At 66.5% G+C, this 18085-nt stretch carries 15 protein-coding genes; 8 read left to right on the top strand and 7 right to left on the bottom strand.

The window, feature by feature from the left end:
* The first annotated feature begins 82 nt into the window (after nucleotides 1–82).
* The 7 genes from V5A38_RS06040 to V5A38_RS06010 all read left to right on the top strand — a co-directional run bounded on the left by V5A38_RS06040 (nucleotide 83) and on the right by V5A38_RS06010 (nucleotide 6138).
* Nucleotides 83–583: an ACT domain-containing protein gene (locus tag V5A38_RS06040; protein WP_332324844.1), complete on the top strand. Its 501-nt coding sequence runs from the start codon at nucleotides 83–85 to the stop codon at nucleotides 581–583.
* Nucleotide 584: 1 nt separating this feature from the next.
* Nucleotides 585–1211 carry a YigZ family protein gene (locus V5A38_RS06035; RefSeq protein WP_332324843.1) on the top strand — a complete coding sequence of 209 codons (627 nt, stop codon included), beginning with the start codon at nucleotides 585–587 and terminating at the stop codon, nucleotides 1209–1211.
* Nucleotides 1212–1282: 71 nt separating this feature from the next.
* Complete coding sequence (locus V5A38_RS06030) at nucleotides 1283–2485, top strand: FAD-dependent oxidoreductase (RefSeq protein ID WP_332324842.1); 1203 nt, start codon at nucleotides 1283–1285, stop codon at nucleotides 2483–2485.
* A gap of 566 nt (nucleotides 2486–3051) precedes the next feature.
* Nucleotides 3052–3441: a ferredoxin Fer gene (gene fer / locus V5A38_RS06025; RefSeq protein WP_332324841.1), complete on the top strand. Its 390-nt coding sequence runs from the start codon at nucleotides 3052–3054 to the stop codon at nucleotides 3439–3441.
* A gap of 90 nt (nucleotides 3442–3531) precedes the next feature.
* A complete protein-coding gene (locus V5A38_RS06020) occupies nucleotides 3532–4554 on the top strand; it encodes a prepilin peptidase (RefSeq protein WP_332324840.1) in 1023 nt (340 codons plus the stop codon).
* A 52-nt stretch (nucleotides 4555–4606) separates the two neighbouring features.
* Nucleotides 4607–5014 carry a phosphoribosyl-AMP cyclohydrolase gene (hisI, locus tag V5A38_RS06015; RefSeq protein ID WP_332324839.1) on the top strand — a complete coding sequence of 136 codons (408 nt, stop codon included), beginning with the start codon at nucleotides 4607–4609 and terminating at the stop codon, nucleotides 5012–5014.
* Nucleotides 5011–6138, top strand: a complete 1128-nt coding sequence (locus V5A38_RS06010) for a hypothetical protein (RefSeq protein WP_332324838.1) — start codon at nucleotides 5011–5013, stop codon at nucleotides 6136–6138. Before hisI ends, V5A38_RS06010 begins: the two co-directional genes overlap by 4 nt.
* 42 nt (nucleotides 6139–6180) lie before the next feature.
* Here V5A38_RS06010 and glmM read toward each other — a convergent pair whose 3' ends face one another.
* The 7 genes from glmM to lipA form a co-directional block, all read right to left on the bottom strand.
* A complete protein-coding gene (gene glmM, locus V5A38_RS06005; protein ID WP_332324837.1) occupies nucleotides 6181–7542 on the bottom strand; it encodes a phosphoglucosamine mutase in 1362 nt (453 codons plus the stop codon).
* 306 nt (nucleotides 7543–7848) lie between these two features.
* The gene (locus V5A38_RS06000) at nucleotides 7849–9798 is read right to left on the bottom strand and encodes an ABC transporter ATP-binding protein (protein ID WP_332324836.1); all 1950 of its coding nucleotides are present in this window, start codon (nucleotides 9796–9798) and stop codon (nucleotides 7849–7851) included.
* Between the two features lie 199 nt (nucleotides 9799–9997).
* On the bottom strand, nucleotides 9998–11422 hold the full coding sequence (lpdA, locus tag V5A38_RS05995; protein ID WP_332324835.1) for a dihydrolipoyl dehydrogenase: 1425 nt from the start codon (nucleotides 11420–11422) through the stop codon (nucleotides 9998–10000).
* Nucleotides 11422–13011, bottom strand: a complete 1590-nt coding sequence (locus V5A38_RS05990) for a dihydrolipoamide acetyltransferase family protein (protein WP_332324834.1) — start codon at nucleotides 13009–13011, stop codon at nucleotides 11422–11424. Before V5A38_RS05990 ends, lpdA begins: the two co-directional genes overlap by 1 nt.
* A gap of 1 nt (nucleotide 13012) precedes the next feature.
* Nucleotides 13013–13999, bottom strand: a complete 987-nt coding sequence (locus V5A38_RS05985; protein WP_332324833.1) for an alpha-ketoacid dehydrogenase subunit beta — start codon at nucleotides 13997–13999, stop codon at nucleotides 13013–13015.
* Nucleotides 14000–14003: 4 nt separating this feature from the next.
* Complete coding sequence (gene pdhA / locus V5A38_RS05980; protein WP_332324832.1) at nucleotides 14004–15113, bottom strand: pyruvate dehydrogenase (acetyl-transferring) E1 component subunit alpha; 1110 nt, start codon at nucleotides 15111–15113, stop codon at nucleotides 14004–14006.
* Nucleotides 15114–15422: 309 nt separating this feature from the next.
* Nucleotides 15423–16436 (bottom strand): lipoyl synthase, encoded by a 1014-nt coding sequence (lipA, locus tag V5A38_RS05975; protein ID WP_332324858.1) that lies wholly within the window; start codon nucleotides 16434–16436, stop codon nucleotides 15423–15425.
* Between the two features lie 51 nt (nucleotides 16437–16487).
* Here lipA and V5A38_RS05970 point away from each other — a divergent pair, with 51 nt between their 5' ends.
* Entirely contained in the window at nucleotides 16488–17930 is a 1443-nt protein-coding gene (locus tag V5A38_RS05970; protein WP_332324831.1) for an MATE family efflux transporter, read from the top strand.
* Nucleotides 17931–18085 lie beyond the last annotated feature (155 nt).

Below are 18085 nucleotides of genomic sequence, written 5' to 3'. Positions count from 1 at the left end.
GGAGGCTCTCCGTTCGCGGCCGGGAAGAAGCTTCCCGCCCGCGGGGGTTTTAACCTGTCCGGCGAGTAGCCACGGACAACGGATGTTCGACGAGATCATGGGAAAGTTCGAGGGCTCGCCCTCACAGCAGGCGGTGGTGCGGCTGTTGCTCGAACGCGGCTTCTCGGTCAACGACGAGGGACGGGTCGTCTCGGGCGGGATCGAGATCCCCAACACCCAGATCGCCGGCGAGATCGGCGTCGATCGCCGGGTCGTCGATTCGACGACCGACGCATTACTGGCCGACGACGAGCTCCGCCGCATCTTCCAGAACATCTCGGCGGTGCCGAGTTTGATGGATCTCGCGCCCGTGCTCGACCTCACCGTTGTCACTGTCGAGGTGGGCAACCCCGACGAACCCGGCCTCGTCGCCGACGTGACGGGGCTGGTCGCCGATGAGGGGCTGACCATCAGGCAGGTACTCTCGGACGACCCGGAGTTCGCCGACGATCCGAAGCTCTACGTCATTCTCGACGAGGAGCCCTCCGGCGAGCTCCTGAAGGCGATCCGGGGGCTCCCGTTCGTCCGCAAGGTGGGTTTCTGACGTGTCCGAGCGCTTGCGCACCGTCGCCGGTCCCGGCCAGTCGCGCTTCGAAATCCGGGGCTCGGAGTTCATCGGCCACGTCGACCGTGTCGACAGCGTCGAGGAGGCCGAGGCGTTCATCGAGGCGGTGCGGACGGAGTACGACGATGCAACTCACAACGTCCCCGCCTACCGGGTTCCGGCTGGCGAGGCGTCGCCCACACGCACGACCGAGGTGATGCTCCGGGAGTACCACAGCGACGACGGCGAGCCAACCGGCTCCTCGGGGAAGCCGGCATTGAACGTACTCCAGCAGCGCGAGGTGCGGAACGCCGTCGCCGTCGTCACGCGCTACTACGGCGGCACCAACCTCGGCGTCGGCGGGCTGGCGCGCGCTTACTCCCGCGCGGTGAAGGACGCCGTCGACGACGCCGGCGTCACCGAACAGCAGCCGCGCCATTGCTTCACCGTCACTGTCGACTACGACGATTCGGGAACCGTGCGGGGACTGCTGGAAAGCGTCGACTGCGAGTTCGAGGCGGCCTACGAGGCGGACGTGGCGTTCGAGGTGTCGGTCCCCGTGGGCGAGAGTGAAGCGCTCCAGGACCGCATCCGCTCGGCGACGAGCGGGCGGGCGGCTATCGAGTAACGCCGCCCGACGTCGGTCCTCGCCCTGCCGCTCGGCACAACGACTTTTGCATCCCCCGACACAGGACGAGTATGATCGAGCAGGCGGACGTCGTCGTCGTTGGTGGCGGTATCGTCGGGACAGCAGCGGCGTTCCATCTGGCTGAGCGCGACGTCGAGACGGTCCTCGTCGACGCCGAGCGGCCCGGGCGCGCGACCGACGCGGGCGCGGGAATCATCTCCCCGTCTACCAGCAGTCGCCGGGAGAACGAGGACTGGTTCGCGTTCGCCGTCGAGGCGGCGGCCCACTACCGAACCCTCGTCAGGAATCTCGAGACACAGGGGATTGACGACCACGGCTACCGGGAGACGGAGATGCTCTCGGTCGCCGTCGATGAGTCCGAAATCCCGGGGTTCGAGGCGGATCTGGAGCGCGTCGAGCGGCGCCAGGCGGAATCGCACGCGCCGTTCGAGGGCACTGTCGAGCAGCTCTCCCCCGCGGAGGCCACTGCGGCGTTCCCGCCGCTGGCCGACGTGGAGCGGGCGATGCGGTTCTCGAGCGCGGCCCGCGTCGACGGGAAGCAGTTCACGGCTGGACTCCGCCGCGCGGCCGGGCGAACCGGCCTCGAAACGGTCGAGGGAACCGTCGCGGAGATTCTGGTCGAGGACGATGCCGTCTCGGGCGTCGTCGTCGATGCCACCGGCGCTGACCCGAGCCAGCAGCAGCGCACTGCCGGCGAAACCGAGCGCATCGACGCCGACCATGTCATCGTCGCCGGCGGCGCCTGGTCGAACGCGTTCGGCGAGGACCTCGGTCTGGCGCTCCCGGTCGAGCCGATGCGCGGGCAGATTCTCCATCTCGACACGAGTGGGACGGACGCCGCGCCCGAGAGCGCGAGCGACGAATGGGCCATCGTGGGCGGCTATCGGGAGAACTATCTCGTCCCGTGGGCCGATGGCCGTATCGTCATCGGCGCCACCCGCGAGGAGGGCGTCGGCTTCGACCCGCGGGTGACTGCGGGCGGCCTCGACGAGGTGACGGATGCGGCGATGCGGATGGCTCCCGGCCTGGAGGACGCGACGTTCGAGGAGATGCGTGTGGGGCTTCGACCGGGGAGTCCCGATGGGATCCCGATGGTGGGGGCAGTGCCGGCTGTCGACGGCGCCTACGTCGCGACGGGCCACGGGCCAACGGGGCTCACACTCGGCCCCTACTCCGGAAAGGTCGTAGCTGATCTCGTGACCGGCGAGAAGCCCGAGGTCGACATCTCGGCGTTCGCCCCAGAGCGGTTCTAGCCAGCCGGCGAAAACGCCGCTCCGCCGAGGCGACTCGGACCAATCACTCTCAGTTACTCTCTTCGATGCGGACCCCGGTATTGGCCGCACAGAACACGTTGCTGCCTCGTTTCCAGTCGTCGCGGGGTGGCGCCGGTCCGCGAGGCCGTCGAAGGATTCACCAACTCCCGGTTCTCCAGCCCGGCGACACCCGACAGTGTCTCGTCGATGTCGCTGTCGACCCGATTTCAGCCGTTCGCGGACGTGGGCCCCCGTCGAGACAGCCGCCGCCGCGCTCAGCGCGAGGGCGACACTCGCGAGCAACCCAGGCCGCGGTGGTCAACCCGTTCTCAGTGAGTCACGCCGGCCGTCGGTACGAGCCCAACACCCGGACGAGTTGCTCCTCGTCGCGGTCCAGTCCTCCGGTACCGAATCAACCGAACACCGACATTTCGGCTAAGCTATCAATATTTCTCGCCAGCCAAATAGCTGTTCCGATGATTTTGGCCGACCTAATACCCTGACAACGGCGGCTTCCGCGCCTCGAACCATAAAACCCTATATGGTGGGTTGTGTAATTCGATGTGATGCCAACCGTCGAATACCTCAACTACGAAGTGCTTGACGACCACGGCTGGTCGATGGATGACGATGACCTCTTCGAGCAGGCTGCTGGTGGCGACCTCTCGAACGAGGACTACGGGACCCTCGACGTGAACCAGGGCGAGTATATCCTCGAAGCAGCCGAGGCACAGGGTTACGACTGGCCGTTCTCCTGCCGCGCCGGCGCCTGCGCGAACTGCGCAGCCATCGTCTTCGAGGGGGAGATCGACATGGACATGCAGCAGATCCTCTCCGACGAGGAGGTCGAAGATAAGGACGTCCGCCTGACCTGCATCGGCTCGCCGGCCGCCGACGAGGTCAGGATCGTCTACAACGCAAAGCACCTGGACTACCTCCAGAACCGCGTCATCTGAGGCCGCCGCCGACTCACCGTGGCGTCCGGCACGCGCCGGCCAGCGCCAGTTTTTCATAAACCCTTTCCACGTAGCCGATGGGTTGCGGGTATGTTCGAGGGCCTCGGGGACCTGCTTCGCCTGCTTGCGGTCCCCCTGTTCGGCTGGGCGGCGCTCCGGGACGTCCGCACCCGGCGGGTGCCCAACCGGGTGTGGTACGTGCTCGGCGGGCTGGGAATCGTGCTGCTCGCGGTCGACCTGCTGCGCTGGTACCCGTTCACCGGCCGGTTCGGCACGCTTCGCCTCGTCCAGGTCGGGGTGAGCGTCCTCTTCGTCGCACCGCTTGGCTACGGGTTCTGGCGCATCGGCGGCTTCGGCGGCGCCGACGCCAAGGCGCTGATGGCACTCGCCGTGCTCTTTCCGACCTACCCGACCTACTTCCTCCCCGAATCACTGGTTGCACTGGGCCTCCCGTCGGTGCTACCGGTTCAGCCGACCGCAGTCGGCGTCTTCTCGCTCAGCATCCTCACCGATACCGTGCTCGTCGGAATGGCGTTCCCGCTCGTGCTGGCGGCCCGGAACGTCGCCGCCGGCCGAATCGGGAACGCGATGTTCTTCGGCCGGGTCGTCCCCGTCGTGGAACTGCCGGCGGTTCACGGTCGCCTGTTCGAGACCCGCGAGGGGTTCAGCCGCTCGGGGCTGGACCTCGACGCGCTCCGGATGTATCTCCGGTGGCGGGGCTGTTCGCTCGCGGAACTCCGCCTGAATTCGACTCGGTACCGGAACCCGGAGAGCGTGTGCGAGACCTATCCGCCGACCGACGGCGCCGTCGACGCTGGCGGGGTGGCGGGCGATGACGAGGGACCACTCCAGTCGGACGGCGGCGAGGACGAGCACCCAACTCCCATCGAGGACCCGTGGGCCGCCGAGCGATTTCTGGAGGAAATCCAGTACTCGGCGTACGGCACCGACACCGACACGCTCCGGGAGGGACTGGAGACCGTCGTCGAGCGTGAGGAGGTCTGGATCTCGCCGGGCCTGCCGTTCATCGTCCCCATGTTCGTCGGCCTCGTCGTCGCGGTGACCTACGGCGACCTGCTCTACGGCCTTCTGGTGGCCGTCGGGATGGTCTGAGATGGAATCGTAGGCGAAAAGACGTATGGGGCAGAACGACGAGCTATTGACCATGACCGATGCTCCCGACCTCCCCGTCGATTTCGGCGATGACGGGCTCGTCCCAGCGGTGACACAGGACGCAGACGATGGCGAGGTGCTGATGCTCGCCTACGTCTCTCCGGAAGCGCTCCGGCTGACCGTCGAGACGGGCACTGCGCACTACTACTCCCGTTCACGCGACGAGCTCTGGGAGAAAGGTGCAACCAGCGGCAACACACAGTCCGTCGTGGACGTCCGGGTCGACTGCGACGCAGACACGCTGCTCTACGTTGTCGAGCAGGAAGGCGGTGCCTGTCACACCGGCTTCCGCTCCTGTTTCCACCGCTCCGTCCAGGCTGTCTCCGAGGACGGCCAGTCGCTCGCGGTGGAAACGACGGGTGAACAGGTGTTCGACCCCGAGGAAGCGTACGGCAAATGACGACAGTGCCCGACGAGCCCGACGTCGAGGCGCTCGCGACCGAACTCGAGGCGGCCCGCGAGGAGCGCGAGGCGGTCGAATCACGCATCGCTAGCCACGGCGAGCAGTCAGTCAGGGCCGTCGACGACGCTGTCGACGAGGCGTTGACCCTGCTCGCGCGCTACGAGGACTCGGCGACCGGGACAGGGGATTTCGAGGCGTATCTGGAGCTCCAGAGCCTCTTCGTCGAACTGGTCGAGGGCCTCCCCGAGGAGCTGCCCGAACGCGAGCAGTTCGAGGAAGCCAACGAGGCACTCGACCAGCGCACCATCTCCAAGAGCGATATCGAGCACGCCCGCGAGGCACTCTCGGTCGCGGGTGAGGTCGCCGCACTGTTCGACGAGCGCCAGGTCGCCCAACAGCGTGTCGACGATGCCGAGCACGCGATCACCAAGCGCCTGAACGCGATCGAGAGGCGGCTCGACGAACTCGACCGGCTCCGGGAGCTCGGCGAAGTGGACCTCTCGGCACCGACGGAGACGCTGACCGAGCCGATCGACCGCTACAACAGCGCGGTCCGGGAGGCGTTCGAGGAGTACCGCTCGGCGGCGCCAGCGCGGGAGCTGCTAAGGTTCGTCCGGACGACACGACATTTCCCGCTGGTTGGGTTCCAACAGCCCCCCGAGGAACTGGTGGAGTACGTCGAGAACCACCCCGCTGGCGAGGAGGCCGTGCCGACGCTCCTGAAGTACGCAGGGTTCTCCCAGTCGAAACTCGACCACTACGTCGAGGACACCACGGCGTTCCGCACCACGGTGCCGGTTCACCGCACGTATCTCGACCGGCTGGAATCGGAGCCGCTAACGGTCGGGAACCCACCCCCGACTGCCGACGAACTGCGCCATCTCTCCACGGAGCTCGTGTCGGTCGTCGGTCGGTTCGCCGACGAGGAGACCGTCGCGCTCGCCCGCGAACTGGGCTCGCTGGCCCGCCGCGACGACTACGAGCGGCTCAGGGAGGCCGCCGTTGCGGAGGAGGAGCTCTCGGCGGACCAGCGGGAGGCGCTCCGAACGGGTGTCCACGAGGAGGAGTACGACCGACTCAGCGACGAGCGCGAGCGACTGGCTGAGCTCCTGTATCAGTAGGCCGAACTGGGCGCTTCCGTCCCGGCCGTGACTGGCGAACGGCTACGTCTGACGCGCGTCTTCTAACTCGTCCTCGACGGCGCGGACGAGCGAAGTCGCTCGGTTCATATCCCGGGCCTCGGCGTAGATCCGCACTTTCGGCTCGGTGCCGGAGGGGCGGACCAGCACCCACGCGTCGCCGTAGCTGAGGCGGTAGCCGTCGATGGTTTCGGCTTCGACGTCGGCCTCGTCGGCGTACACCTCGGCGGCGCCGAGCATCGCTGTGAGTTCGCTCCCGTCGTCGTAGCGCAGGTTTCGGCGGACGTTGACGTAGTCAGTGTAGGGGGCGACCAGTTCGCTGACGGTGGCGTCGGTCAGCAGTTCGAGGAACTTCGCACCGATGAACGCGCCGTCCCGGACCAGCCGGAACTCCGGGAAGAAGATGCCCCCGTTCCCTTCGCCGGCGATGGGGACGCGCTCGCCCTCGGCCCGGAGCTCCTGAATCCGGGTGATGATGTTGGTCGCGCCGATTGGCGTGAGTTCGAGTTCGGCACCGATGTCGGTACAGACGTCGACGAGGCGCTGGGAGACGTTGACCGCCGCCACCGTGGAGTCGCCGGGCTCGAGGGCCTCGGCAGCCAGCGCGGCCAGGGAGGCGTCGCCCTCGACGTACTCGCCGTTCTCGTCGAAGAAGATGGCGCGATCGGCGTCGCCGTCGTGGGCGATCCCCACGTCGGCGTCGGTTGCCCGGACCAGCCGGCCCAGGTCGTCGAGGTTCTCCTGGACTGGCTCGGGTTCACGGCCGGGGAAATGGCCATCGGGCTGGCCGTTGACGGTGACGACGTCACAGCCCAGCCGGCGGAAGAACTCCGGGCTGGTGAGCGCCCCGGCACCGTGGCCGGGGTCGAGTGCGACGGTGAGATCGGCGTCGGTGATGGCCTCCCGGTCGACGGCGCTCAGGAGCTCCCCGACGTAATCGTCGTTGACCCCGTCGACGTGCGTGGTCGACCCGACCTCGTTCCAGTTGGCGACTTCGAACTCCTCGGCAAGCAGTCGCTGCTCGATCTGCTCGAGCGCGGAGACGGAGAGCTCGACGCCGTCGGCGCCGACGAGTTTGACGCCGTTGTACTCCGGCGGGTTGTGTGAGGCGGTGATGACCACGACCGGGACCGCCTCCACGTCGGCGTAGCGCACCGCGGCGGAGGTGGGGGTGACGCCGAGGCGCTCGACGTCCGTGCCGACACCGGTGAGTCCGGCGACGGCCGCGTTCGCGAACATCGTTCCGGTAGTTCGGGTGTCGCGGGCGACCGCCGCCCGGTCGACGCCCCAGACGGTTCCTGCCGCCTTGGCGACGCGCAGGACGAACTCGGCTGTGAGCTGCTCGCCGGCGAGCCCGCGGGTTCCGCTGGAGCCGAAAACCTTCATGCAGATTGTGGTGAAGGCGCCCGGGTAAAATCGGTTCCGAACCGATTACTGACTGCCGTGATTGATTTTGGACTGAGATGTGTGAGGGAATGTTCTCTGTTGGCGTTCAGTGCTGTGGGGTGTTCGGGCTCTGGGACCGCAGACAGCGACCACACCGCGACGAAGGAGCTACGAGCAGTTGTGGCCGCGGGGCGGGAGGCGGTGCGGTCCAACTGTCCAAGCTTCGAGATGCTGTTCGCTGTCGTCGTCACGGAGTCGCTCAACCTGTCTCCCTCCCGGAATCACTCAACAAACAACGCTCACTACTTAGTCGTCAGCCACAGCAGCCTCCGACCCCGATTGCATCCCCCAGAGATTCGCGTAATCGCCGTCCTCCCTCAGGAGCTCGTCGTGGGTCCCCGTCTCCGCAATGCGGCCCTCCTCCATCACGACAATTCGGTCCGCGTCCTTGATCGTCGAGAGCCGGTGAGCGATGACGAACGCCGTCCGGTCCGCAGTCAGCCGGTCCAGACTTGCCTGAATGCGCTCTTCGGTCTCCGTGTCCACGTCGGAGGTCGCCTCGTCCAGGATGACGATCTCCGGGTCGTTCAACAGCGCCCGGGCGATGGCCAGCCGCTGGCGCTGGCCGCCCGAGAGCTTCACGCCGCGCTCGCCGATCTCGGTGTCGTAGCCGTCCGGCAGCTCCGTGATGAACTCGTGGGCCTCGGCGGCTTTGGCGGCGTCGACCACCTCGTCCCTCACTGGTTCGCCCTCGCCCGAAAGCACCGAGAGGTCGCCGTAGGCGACGTTCTCCTCGGCGGTGCCCGAGAACATGTAGGGGTTCTGCTCGACGACCCCAACGTGTTCGCGCAGCGTCGTCAGCTCCCACTCCTCGACGTCGACGCCGTCGATAGCGACAGTTCCCTCGTCGACCTCATCGGACTGCGGCTGATTGGCAGACGAATCGTGCAGCGATTCGTCGACATCGTAGAACCGGGGGATGAGCTTCAGCAGCGTGGATTTCCCCGCACCGGTCGTGCCGGCGAGGCCAATCGTCTCCCCCGGCTCCACGTGGAGGGTGATACCGTCGAGGACCACCTCGCCACTGTCGTAGCTGAAGGTCACGTCGTCGAACGTCACCTCACCGTCGACGCCGTCTGGCTCGTAGGGATTCTCCGGCGTCGTTACCTCCGGCTCGTGGCCGAGGATGCCGAACACCCGCTCGGAGGAGGATTTGGCGAGTTGGTACTTGTTCGCCGTCTTCCCGACCCGGCGCATCGGTGCGTAGAGCCGGCGCAGTAACATGAAAAACAGCGAGAGCGTCCCCACCGTCAGCGCGGGGCCAACCCCGGCGCCGTAGGTGATGACGTCCGTGCCCGCGACCCAGAGCAACGCGACGAAGACGACGCCGGTGACGACCCGGAGCGAGGAGAAGAAAGCCCGGCGGATCTTGATGGCGCTGACCTTCTCGTCGTGGTACTTCTCGCTCTGGGTGGCGACGCGGTCCAGCTCGAAGTCGTACCGGTTGAACGTCTTGATGACCCGTGCGCCCCCGAGGTTGTTCTCCAGTCGGGAGTTGAGTCGCGAGACCGTCTCGCGAATCCCACGGTATTTCGGCTCGATCCACGTCAGGAACTTCCCGGACGCCAACCCGATAATCGGCACCGGCGCGAGCGCGATGAGCGCCAGGCGTGGCGAGTACCAGAACATCACCGCTGCGATGCCCCCCACGGTGGCGACGACGCGAATACCCTGCCGGATCTCGGTGTTGAGGAACTGTTCCAGGCGGTTGATGTCCTGGTTCAGTACGGACATCATCGCGCCGGTCTGGTGTGAGGCGAAAAAGCCGAGCGAAAGCCGCTGGATGTGGTCGTACGTGTCGTTCCGCAGGTCCCGCTGGACCTTCTGTGCGGTAGACATGAACAGGTACCGCGAGGTGAATCGGGCGATCGAGCGGATGACGTACGCCAGAACCGCGATGATCACCAACTGTTCGAGAAACGAGGTCCGTGCGGCCGCGCCGGTGATCTCGCCAGGGGGCAACAGCCCGGCCTGTGTGAGCAGGCCACGCTCACCGGCGCCGCCGCCGATGACGCGGTCGATCGCGGCGGCGACGATGATGGGCGGAATCAACCGCGAGAACCGCGTAATGAACGCTGCGATCATACCGACCGTGAGGCGCGGCCAGTAGGGGACGCAGTAGCGCAGGAGCCCCGCCATCGAGTGTCCGTCTACCGACTCACGGACCTCCTCGAAGCTCCCGTGTTCGTCGGACATACGTTTCGAAACACGTTCCAGACTGAAAGTACTGGCTCTGCCAGCCGGTCAGTCCGGTTCGAGCGAGCAATTTTCCCGTCGCTAGATGCTGATTCACCCGTGGTCGTTCGTCGGGCTCATACCTACTTGCTCTCGTTATCGAACAGCACCGTACTGGAATAGAACGTCGCGTCGAAACGTGCTGCAGGTCGACTGGCCGCTATCGGTTCAGCGTGTGGATGGCCTGATCGTCAGCGTTCTCGGCGGCCTCCATCACGGCTTCGGCGAGCGTCGGGTGGGTGTGGATGGTCGAGGCGACGTCTTCGAGCGTCGCGCCCATCTCCACGGCCAGCGAGAGTTCGGCGATGAGTTCGCTGGCCTCCGGGCCGACGATCTGGGCGCCGAGAATGAAACCGCCCTCCTCCTCGCCGACGATGCGGACGAACCCCTCGGACTCGCCCGTAGTCAGTGCGCGCCCGGAGGCACGCATCGGGAACTCGCCGATCTTCGGGGTGAAGCCGGCGTCCTCCGCTTCGGCTTCAGTCATCCCGACCGTCGCGATCTCGGGGTCGGTGAACACCGCGGCCGGGACTGCCTGGTGATCGAGCGCGGCGGGTTCGCCGGCGATGACCTCCGCGGCGACGATCCCCTCTTTGCTCGCCTTGTGGGCCAGCATCGGCTCGCCGGCGACGTCGCCGACGGCGAAGATGTTGTCCACGTTCGTCCGGGCCTGGTCGTCGGTCTCGATGAACCCGTTCTCGTCGACCTCGACGCCCGCGGCCTCGGGGTTGAGGCTCTCAGAGACGGGGTGGCGGCCGACGGCGACGAGCGCCTTGTCGGCGTCGTAGGTCGACTCCTCGCCGTCTTCGTCCTCGGTGGTGACGACGATTCCTTCTTCAGCTTCCCTCCACTCACTCGCAGCCTCGCCGAAGTTGAACTCGATGCCGAGTTCCTCGGCGCGGTTCTTGACGACGCGGCTGATGTCGTCCTCGTAGCCGGGTAGCACGCCGTCGAGCATCTCGACGACGGTCACGTCGACGCCGAGTTTGGCGAACACCGTCGAGAGCTCCATCCCGATGTAGCCCGCGCCGACGACGACGAGTTTCTCCGGCGCGGTATCGGTCGCCAGCGCGTCCCGGGAGGACCAGACCTGCTCGTGCTCGAACTCGAAACCCGGCACCTGGATGGGCCGGGAGCCCGTCGCGATGATGGCGTGCTCGAACTCGATGGATTCCGAGCCCTGGCCCTCACCGCCGTGGGCGATACGTGCCGTCGAGTCGTCGGCGAACGTCGCCTCGCCCTGCATCAGGTTGACGCCGTTGGCCTTACAGAGCTTCTCGACGCCGCCGGTCAGCTGGTTGACGACGCCTTCCTTCCAGTTCTGCATCCCCGCTACGTCGACGACGGGGTCGGCGTGGATCCCCATCTCCTCGGCGTTGCCCGCGTCGTGGGCGACGCTGGTTGCGCTGATGAACGCCTTCGAGGGGATACAGCCGTGGTTCAGGCAGGCGCCGCCGTAGGCCTCGCGGTCCACGAGTGTCGTGTCCAGCCCGTTCTGGGCGGCGCGGATCGCGGCGACGTAGCCGCCCGGTCCCGCGCCGACCACCAGTACCTCCGTTCCAGTTGCGATGTCTCCGACGACCATTAGAGTAGTAGTTTCGTTGGGTCCGCCAGGTGTTCTTTCACCGTGTTGGTGAACTTCGCTGCCTCCGCGCCGTCGATGACCCGGTGGTCGATGGCGAGCGAGAGCGGCAGCGTGTACGCCGCCACTACTTCGCCGTCGCCGGCCCCCGGCCGGCTGCCAGAGGGACCTTGTCCCTCCTTGTCGGCGACGACCGGTCGCTGTTCGATGGCGCCGAGCCCCATGATGGCGGTTTCAGGGTAGTTGATTATCGGTGTCGCGTACTCGCCGCCGAACGCCCCAAAGTTCGTGATGGAGAACGTCCCGCCCTGCATCTCCTGCGGTGAGATGGTGCGATCACGGGCCCTGGCGGCGAGTTCGTTCACCTCGTCGGCGAGCTGGAGCAGCCCCTTCTCGTCGACGTTCTTCACGACCGGGACCATCAGTCCCGCGTCGGTGGCGACGGCGATACCGATGTTGTAGTAGCTCTTCAGCCGGATGACGCCCTCCTCCTCGTCGAGCTCGGAGTTCAGGACTGGGTACTCCTTCAGCCCGGCCACAATGGCTTTCAGCACGAACGCCATGTAGGTGAGCTTGGTTCCGTTCTCCTCGGCAACCTGTTTCAGCTCCTCGCGGGTCTCGACCAGTTTGTCGATCTCCGCGGTGTCGTGGTGAGTGACGTGGGGCGCCGTGTACTTCGAGGTCGCCATCTTCTCGCCGATGGTGCGGCGAACCCCACGGTAGGGGACGGTCTCCTCGCGGGCTGGCTCCGCCTCGGCGCCTGCTTCGGCTTCTTCGGCGCCTGCCTCGGCTTCCTCGGCCGCTTCGGCGCTCGCGGCGGGTTCCACGCCGCCCTCTGTGAACTCCCGAACGTGCTGTTCGGTGACGAACGCTTCGCCCTCGCGGCTCTCGTCGGTTGGGACAGCGTCGATATCGACGTCGAGCTCCTCCGCGACGCGGCGGGTCGCCGGCACCGCGAGCGTCTTGTCTCGGTCGGCTGGGGCGGCGGATGTCGCGGTGGTTGGCTCGGCTGTTGGCTCCGCTTGCTCGGCGGGTTCTCCCGTTGTCGTCGCTGCTCCGGCTTCGGCGGTCGCCGGTTCAGCGCTCTCCTGTGTTTTAGGGTGGGCGCGCACGTCCGCGTCGCTCACGCGGCCGCCCGGTCCGGTTCCCTCGACTTCGGCGATGTCGACGCCGAGTTCGCGGGCCAGTTTCCGGGCCGACGGGGGGGCGAACACCCGGCTGTCGGCGGTCGAGGCCGACGCAGTCTCGGCCGTCTCGGTGGCCGCGCTCTCGCCGGCTTCGTCGCCGGCTTCGCCGGCCGTATCCGGCTCGGCGGTCGCTGTCTCTGTTTCCGTCCCAGCGCCGCCCGCTTCGTCCACCTCGAAGGAGATGATGACGTCGCCGACGGGCACCATCTCGCCCTCCTCGACGTACAGTTCCTTGACGGTGCCGTCGTAGCTGGAGGGCACCTCGACCAGCGCCTTGTCGGTCTCGACTTCGGCGACGATATCGTCCTCCTCGACGGTGTCGCCGGGCGACACCGTCCAGGAGACCAGCTCCCCTTCGGCGATCCCTTCGCCAACGTCGGGTAGTTTAAACTCTCTGATGGTCATCTTAGAACTCCACCGTCTCGCGGATGCCGTCCTCGATGCGTGTCGCGTTGGGCAGGTAGTAGTCCTCCAGTGCGTAGAGTGGAACCGGCACGTCGAAGCCGGTGACGCGCTTGACCGGCGCCTCCTGGTAGAGCAGCGCGCGCTCCTGGAGCAGGGTGGTGATCTCGCCGGCCAGCCCGCCGCTTTTGGGCGCCTCGTGGACGACGACGGCGCGACCGGTTTTCTTGAAGGACTCGACGATGCTGTCGATGTCCATCGGCGACACGGTCCGGAGGTCGACGACCTCCACGTCGATTCCCTCCTCGGCCAGTGACTCGGCGGCCGACAGCGTCGGCCGGGTCATCGCGCCGTAGGTGAACACCGAAACGTCCGAGCCTTCGCGACGGGTCGCGGCCTCGCCGATGGGGACCTCGTAGCTCTCCTCGGGAACCTCCTCGCGGAACGCCCGGTAGATGAGCTTGGGTTCGAGGAAGACAACGGGGTCGGGGCTCCGAATCGCCGAGGTGAGTAGCCCCTTCGTGTCGTACGGCGTGGAGGGGACGACCACCTTCAGTCCCGCCTCGTGGGCGTAGAACGCCTCCTTCGACTCGGAGTGGTGTTCGGGCGCGCGGATGCCACCGCCGTAGGGCGCACGCAGCACCATCGGCAGGGAGAACCGCGATCGGCTTCGGGTGCGGTAGCGGGCCATGTGGGAGACGATCTGGTCGAACCCGGGGTAGATGAAGCCGGAGAACTGGATCTCCGGGACGGGTCTCATCCCGTTGATGGCCATCCCGACTGACGTCCCGATGATGCCGGACTCCGCCAGCGGCGTGTCGACGACGCGGTTCTCGCCGAACTCCGCCTGGAGCCCCTGGGTGGCGCGGAACACGCCGCCGTTCTCCCCGATGTCCTGGCCCAGCGCCAACACGTCGTCGTCGCGCTGCATCTCGGTGTAGAGCCCGTCCCGCACGGCCTGGACGAGCGTGAGGTTCTGTGTCTCAGTCATCTCGCTACTCCTCCTCCAGGAACGCGTCCGAACCGTGTTTCTCTACCATGCTCACGAACTCCTCGCGCTGGCGCTCCAGGTCCTCCGGGAGTTCGGCGTAGGTGTGTTCGAACATCTCTTCGGGCTCGGGGCGGGGTTCGGATTCGGCGGCGTCGACGGCGTCGGCCACCTGCTGCTCCACCTCGGCCTCGATTTCCTCGACACGCTTCTCGTCGAGGATGCCCTGGTCCTCGAGATACGCCTCCAGGCGCGGAATCGGATCTTTGGCCTTCCACTCTTGGACTTCGGACTCCTCGCGGTAGACCGACGGGTCGTCGGCGGTCGTGTGGGCGCCAAAGCGGTACTGGACCGCCTCGATCATCGTCGGTCGCAGCTGGTCCTCGTCGGGATCGCGGGCCTTCGCCAGCGCGTCCTGCGTGACCTTGTACACTGCGAGCGGGTCCATCCCATCGACCTGCACACCCTCGAACCCGTAGGCGACGGCTTTCTGGGCGAGCGTCTCGGAGGCGGTCTGGTTCTCGCGGGGCACAGAGATGGCCCACTGGTTGTTGTTACAGAAGAACACCATCGGCACGTCGTAGACGCCAGCGAAGTTCATCCCCTCGTGGAAATCGCCCTCGCTGGTGGCGCCGTCGCCGAAGTAACAGATGCCGGCGGTGTTGTCCTGCCCCTGCAGTTTCCAGGACCACGCCAGCCCTGCGGCGTGGGGGACCTGGCTCGCGATAGGGACGGCGACCGGGAGGATGTTCGCGTCCTCGGGCACGTCGTTGCCGGCCTCGTACCCCATCCAGTAGAGCAGCGTCTTCTTCAGCGGCAGCCCCCGGACGACGGTGGCGCCGTGTTCGCGGTAGGATGGCACCATCCAATCGTCTTCCCGGAGCGCGTAGGCCGAGCCGATCTGGGCGCCCTCCTGGCCGGAGAGCGGTGGGTAGGTCCCCATCCGCCCCTGGCGCTGGAGGCTCACAGCACGCTGGTCGAAATGTCGGGCCAACTTCATGTCCCGGTATATCCCGATCAGCGTCTGCTCGTCGAGGTCCGGCGGATCGCCGACGACGTTGCCGTCCTCGTCCAGTACCTGAACGCGGTCACTGGGATCTCGGTCTATCGTACTCACGGCTGCACCCTCCTCTTCATACGCCGTAGATGACCCCGCCGAAGGTATAGTGCTTTCTAAAAGATTGACTATACCCAGAAATACGGCGCACGGATTGTGTTCTTTCTCCTGGAATGGGACGAAACTGAACGTTACTGTGTTTCTTGTCGTGAGAAACGAGCGTTGCCACAGAAACCGCTATCCATGTCGGCGGAACTGGACGAACGGTCGTCTCTCTCGTGATACGCCGTGAATTACCGGTCGTGACCCGGTCGAGTACGGCGGTTTCCGTGTGGAATGGTACCAGTCCAGAACGGGACCTGTTCAGAACTAGTGGCTCGCGGCCGCCCGTGCCTCCTCGCGTGCGTGTTCGACGGTTTTGCCGTCGCGCACGATGGCGTCGACGAACAGTTCGCCCGCCTTGTAGGAGGAGCGAACCATCGGCCCGGAGGCACAGTAGAGGAAGTCGAGTTCCTCCTCGGCGACCCGGCGCCACGTCTCGAACGCGTCGGGGTGGACGTATTCGAACACGTCCAGGTGAGACCGGGACGGTTGGAGATACTGGCCGAACGTCACGATATCGACACCGACCTCCCGGAGGTCGGTGAGCGCCCGGAAGAGCTCGTGGTCGTACTCCCCGAGGCCGAGCATCAGGCTCGTTTTGGTGTAAATGTCGGCTTCACGAGCGACCTGTTCGAGTACGTCGAGGCTCTGTTCGTAGTTCGCTCGGCGGTCACGGACGGGCCACTGGAGGCGCTCGACGGTCTCGACGTTGTGGGCGATGACGTCGGGTTCTGCGTCGATTATCTGCTGGACGGCGTCCTCGTCGCCGCCGAAGTCGGGGATGAGCACCTCGACGAGCGTGCCGGGGTTCTCGCGCTTGCACGCCCGGATGGTCGCAGCGAAGTGGGCCGCGCCGCCGTCCTCGAGGTCGTCGCGGTCGACGGATGTGAGGACGACGTAGTCCAGCCCGATTTCACTGACGGCGTTCGCGACGTTCTCGGGTTCGTCGGGGTCGAGCGGGTCCATCCCCCCGGTTGCGACGTCACAGAAGTTACAGCCACGCGAGCAGCGCTCGCCCATCAGCATGAACGTCGCCGTGCCCGCGCCGGTGCCTGGACCGTCCCGGCCGGACCAGCATTCGCCCATGTTCGGGCAGTTGGCCTCCTCACAGACGGTGTGGAGGTCGTGGTCACGCAGCGTCTGTTTGATGTCGGTGAACTGCTGGCCCGCTGGCGGTCGGGATTTGAGCCAGTCGGGCTTCCGTCTGCTACTGCTCATGACTGATGAATCGGACGCTGTGGTGAAAAGCGTGCGGTTCGTTACACTCGTGGTGAAAGTTATTTCACACCGACACGTATTTGTTCACTGGTTTTATTGTGTGTAGCATATTCGATGTTCGATCTCGAACCCGAGGAGATTACCGGGGGGTCCATCCCGCGAGCGCTCGCCTTCCTCGCGGTTCCACTCGTCGCGCAGAACCTCGTCCAGGTGGCGAACGCAGCGGCGGACGTGTTCTGGCTGGGCCGACTCGGTGATGGCGCGGTCGGCGCCGTCGGACTCAATCAGCCCATCATGGCGTTGCTGTTCGTCCCAATCATGGCGGCGATGGTGGGCTCCCAGGTGCTTGTCTCCCAGCGGATCGGGGCCGACGACCGCGCCGGCGCCAGACGCGCGCTGTTCCACGGTGTCCTCTTCGCGTTCGGCTCGGGGCTGGTGCTCTCCTTGCTCATCGGGCCGAACACCCGGGCGCTCGTGGAATTCCTCGGCGCCGGTCCCGATGTCGCGCCGGAGGCCGCCAGCTATCTCGCCGCGTACCTGCTACTGTTTCCTTTCGCCGTTACGAGCGACACCGTCGAGCAGGGGTTCATCGGCGCGGGCGACTCGAAAGCCGCGATGTATCTGAACTTCCTCGCCATCGCGCTCAACCTCGTCCTCGATCCGCTGCTCATCTTCGGGATGGGGCCGTTCCCTGAACTCGGCGTCGCGGGCGCGGCGCTCTCGAACGTCCTCGGCTACTCGGTGGCGATGGTGCTGGGCTTTTACTTCCTCCTGGGCAGCCGGGAGTCGCTCTCGCTCTCGTTGGCCGACGTCGGGTTCGATCTGGACGAGTTCCGCGAACTCGTCGATATCGGCGCGCCCATCGGCGGCCAGCGCATCGCCGCTCAGTCGGTTCGGCTGGTCGTTGTCGCGATTGTCACCATCGTCGGCGGCGCACCAGGGCTGGCGGCCTACACGGTCGGCGCGCGCATCGCCACCATCGCGTTCGTCCCAGCACAGGGGCTCCAGCAGGCTGGTCAGAGCGTCATCGGGCAGAACCTCGGCGCCGACCGCCCCGACCGCGCGGCCCGGGCGACGTGGGTCGGCGTCGCCATCGCTGCAGGGACGCTGACGGTCGTTGGCGCGGTTCAGTGGTTCGTCCCGGAGCTGCTGACGGCGGTGTTCGTCCCCGATATCTCCCAGCGCGGGCTCGAGCTTTCGATCCGGTATCTCGAGGTGCTTGCCTACGGCTACTGGGCCATCGGCGCCACCTACATGCTGCTGGCGGGACTGAACGGCGCCCGCCGCACCAAAACGAGCCTCTTCGTCGACCTCGGTAAGTACTGGGGAGTCCGGCTCCCCATCGCGGTGGTGGCGCTGCCGGTGGGGTATGCGGTGAGCGTCCTCGGCATCTCGCTGGCGCCGGGGCTGGGCCTGGGAATGGAGGCCATCTTCTGGGCGGTGACGGGCTCGAACATTGTCGCTGCCGTCGCTGTCGCGGCCTACTTCCGGTACGCGACCAGCAGCGGGATGTTGGATCGCGCCGCCGAGAGGGCCACAGCCAGCGCCGGCGACTGAACTGGCGTCGACTCCGTGCCGTCACCATCGAACCTATGCCGGGGCTGTGCAGAGCCAGCGCCGGCGCGTGAGCTGTGACGGCCTCCGTGCCGTCACCATTGAACCTATGCCGGGGCTGTGCAGAGCCAGCGCCGGCGCGTGAGCTGTGACGGCCT

Origin of the sequence: Halolamina sp., assembly GCF_036626355.1 — an archaeon.
Classification (GTDB): domain Archaea; phylum Halobacteriota; class Halobacteria; order Halobacteriales; family Haloferacaceae; genus Halolamina.
This window is presented reverse-complemented; position numbering and strand designations above follow the sequence as displayed.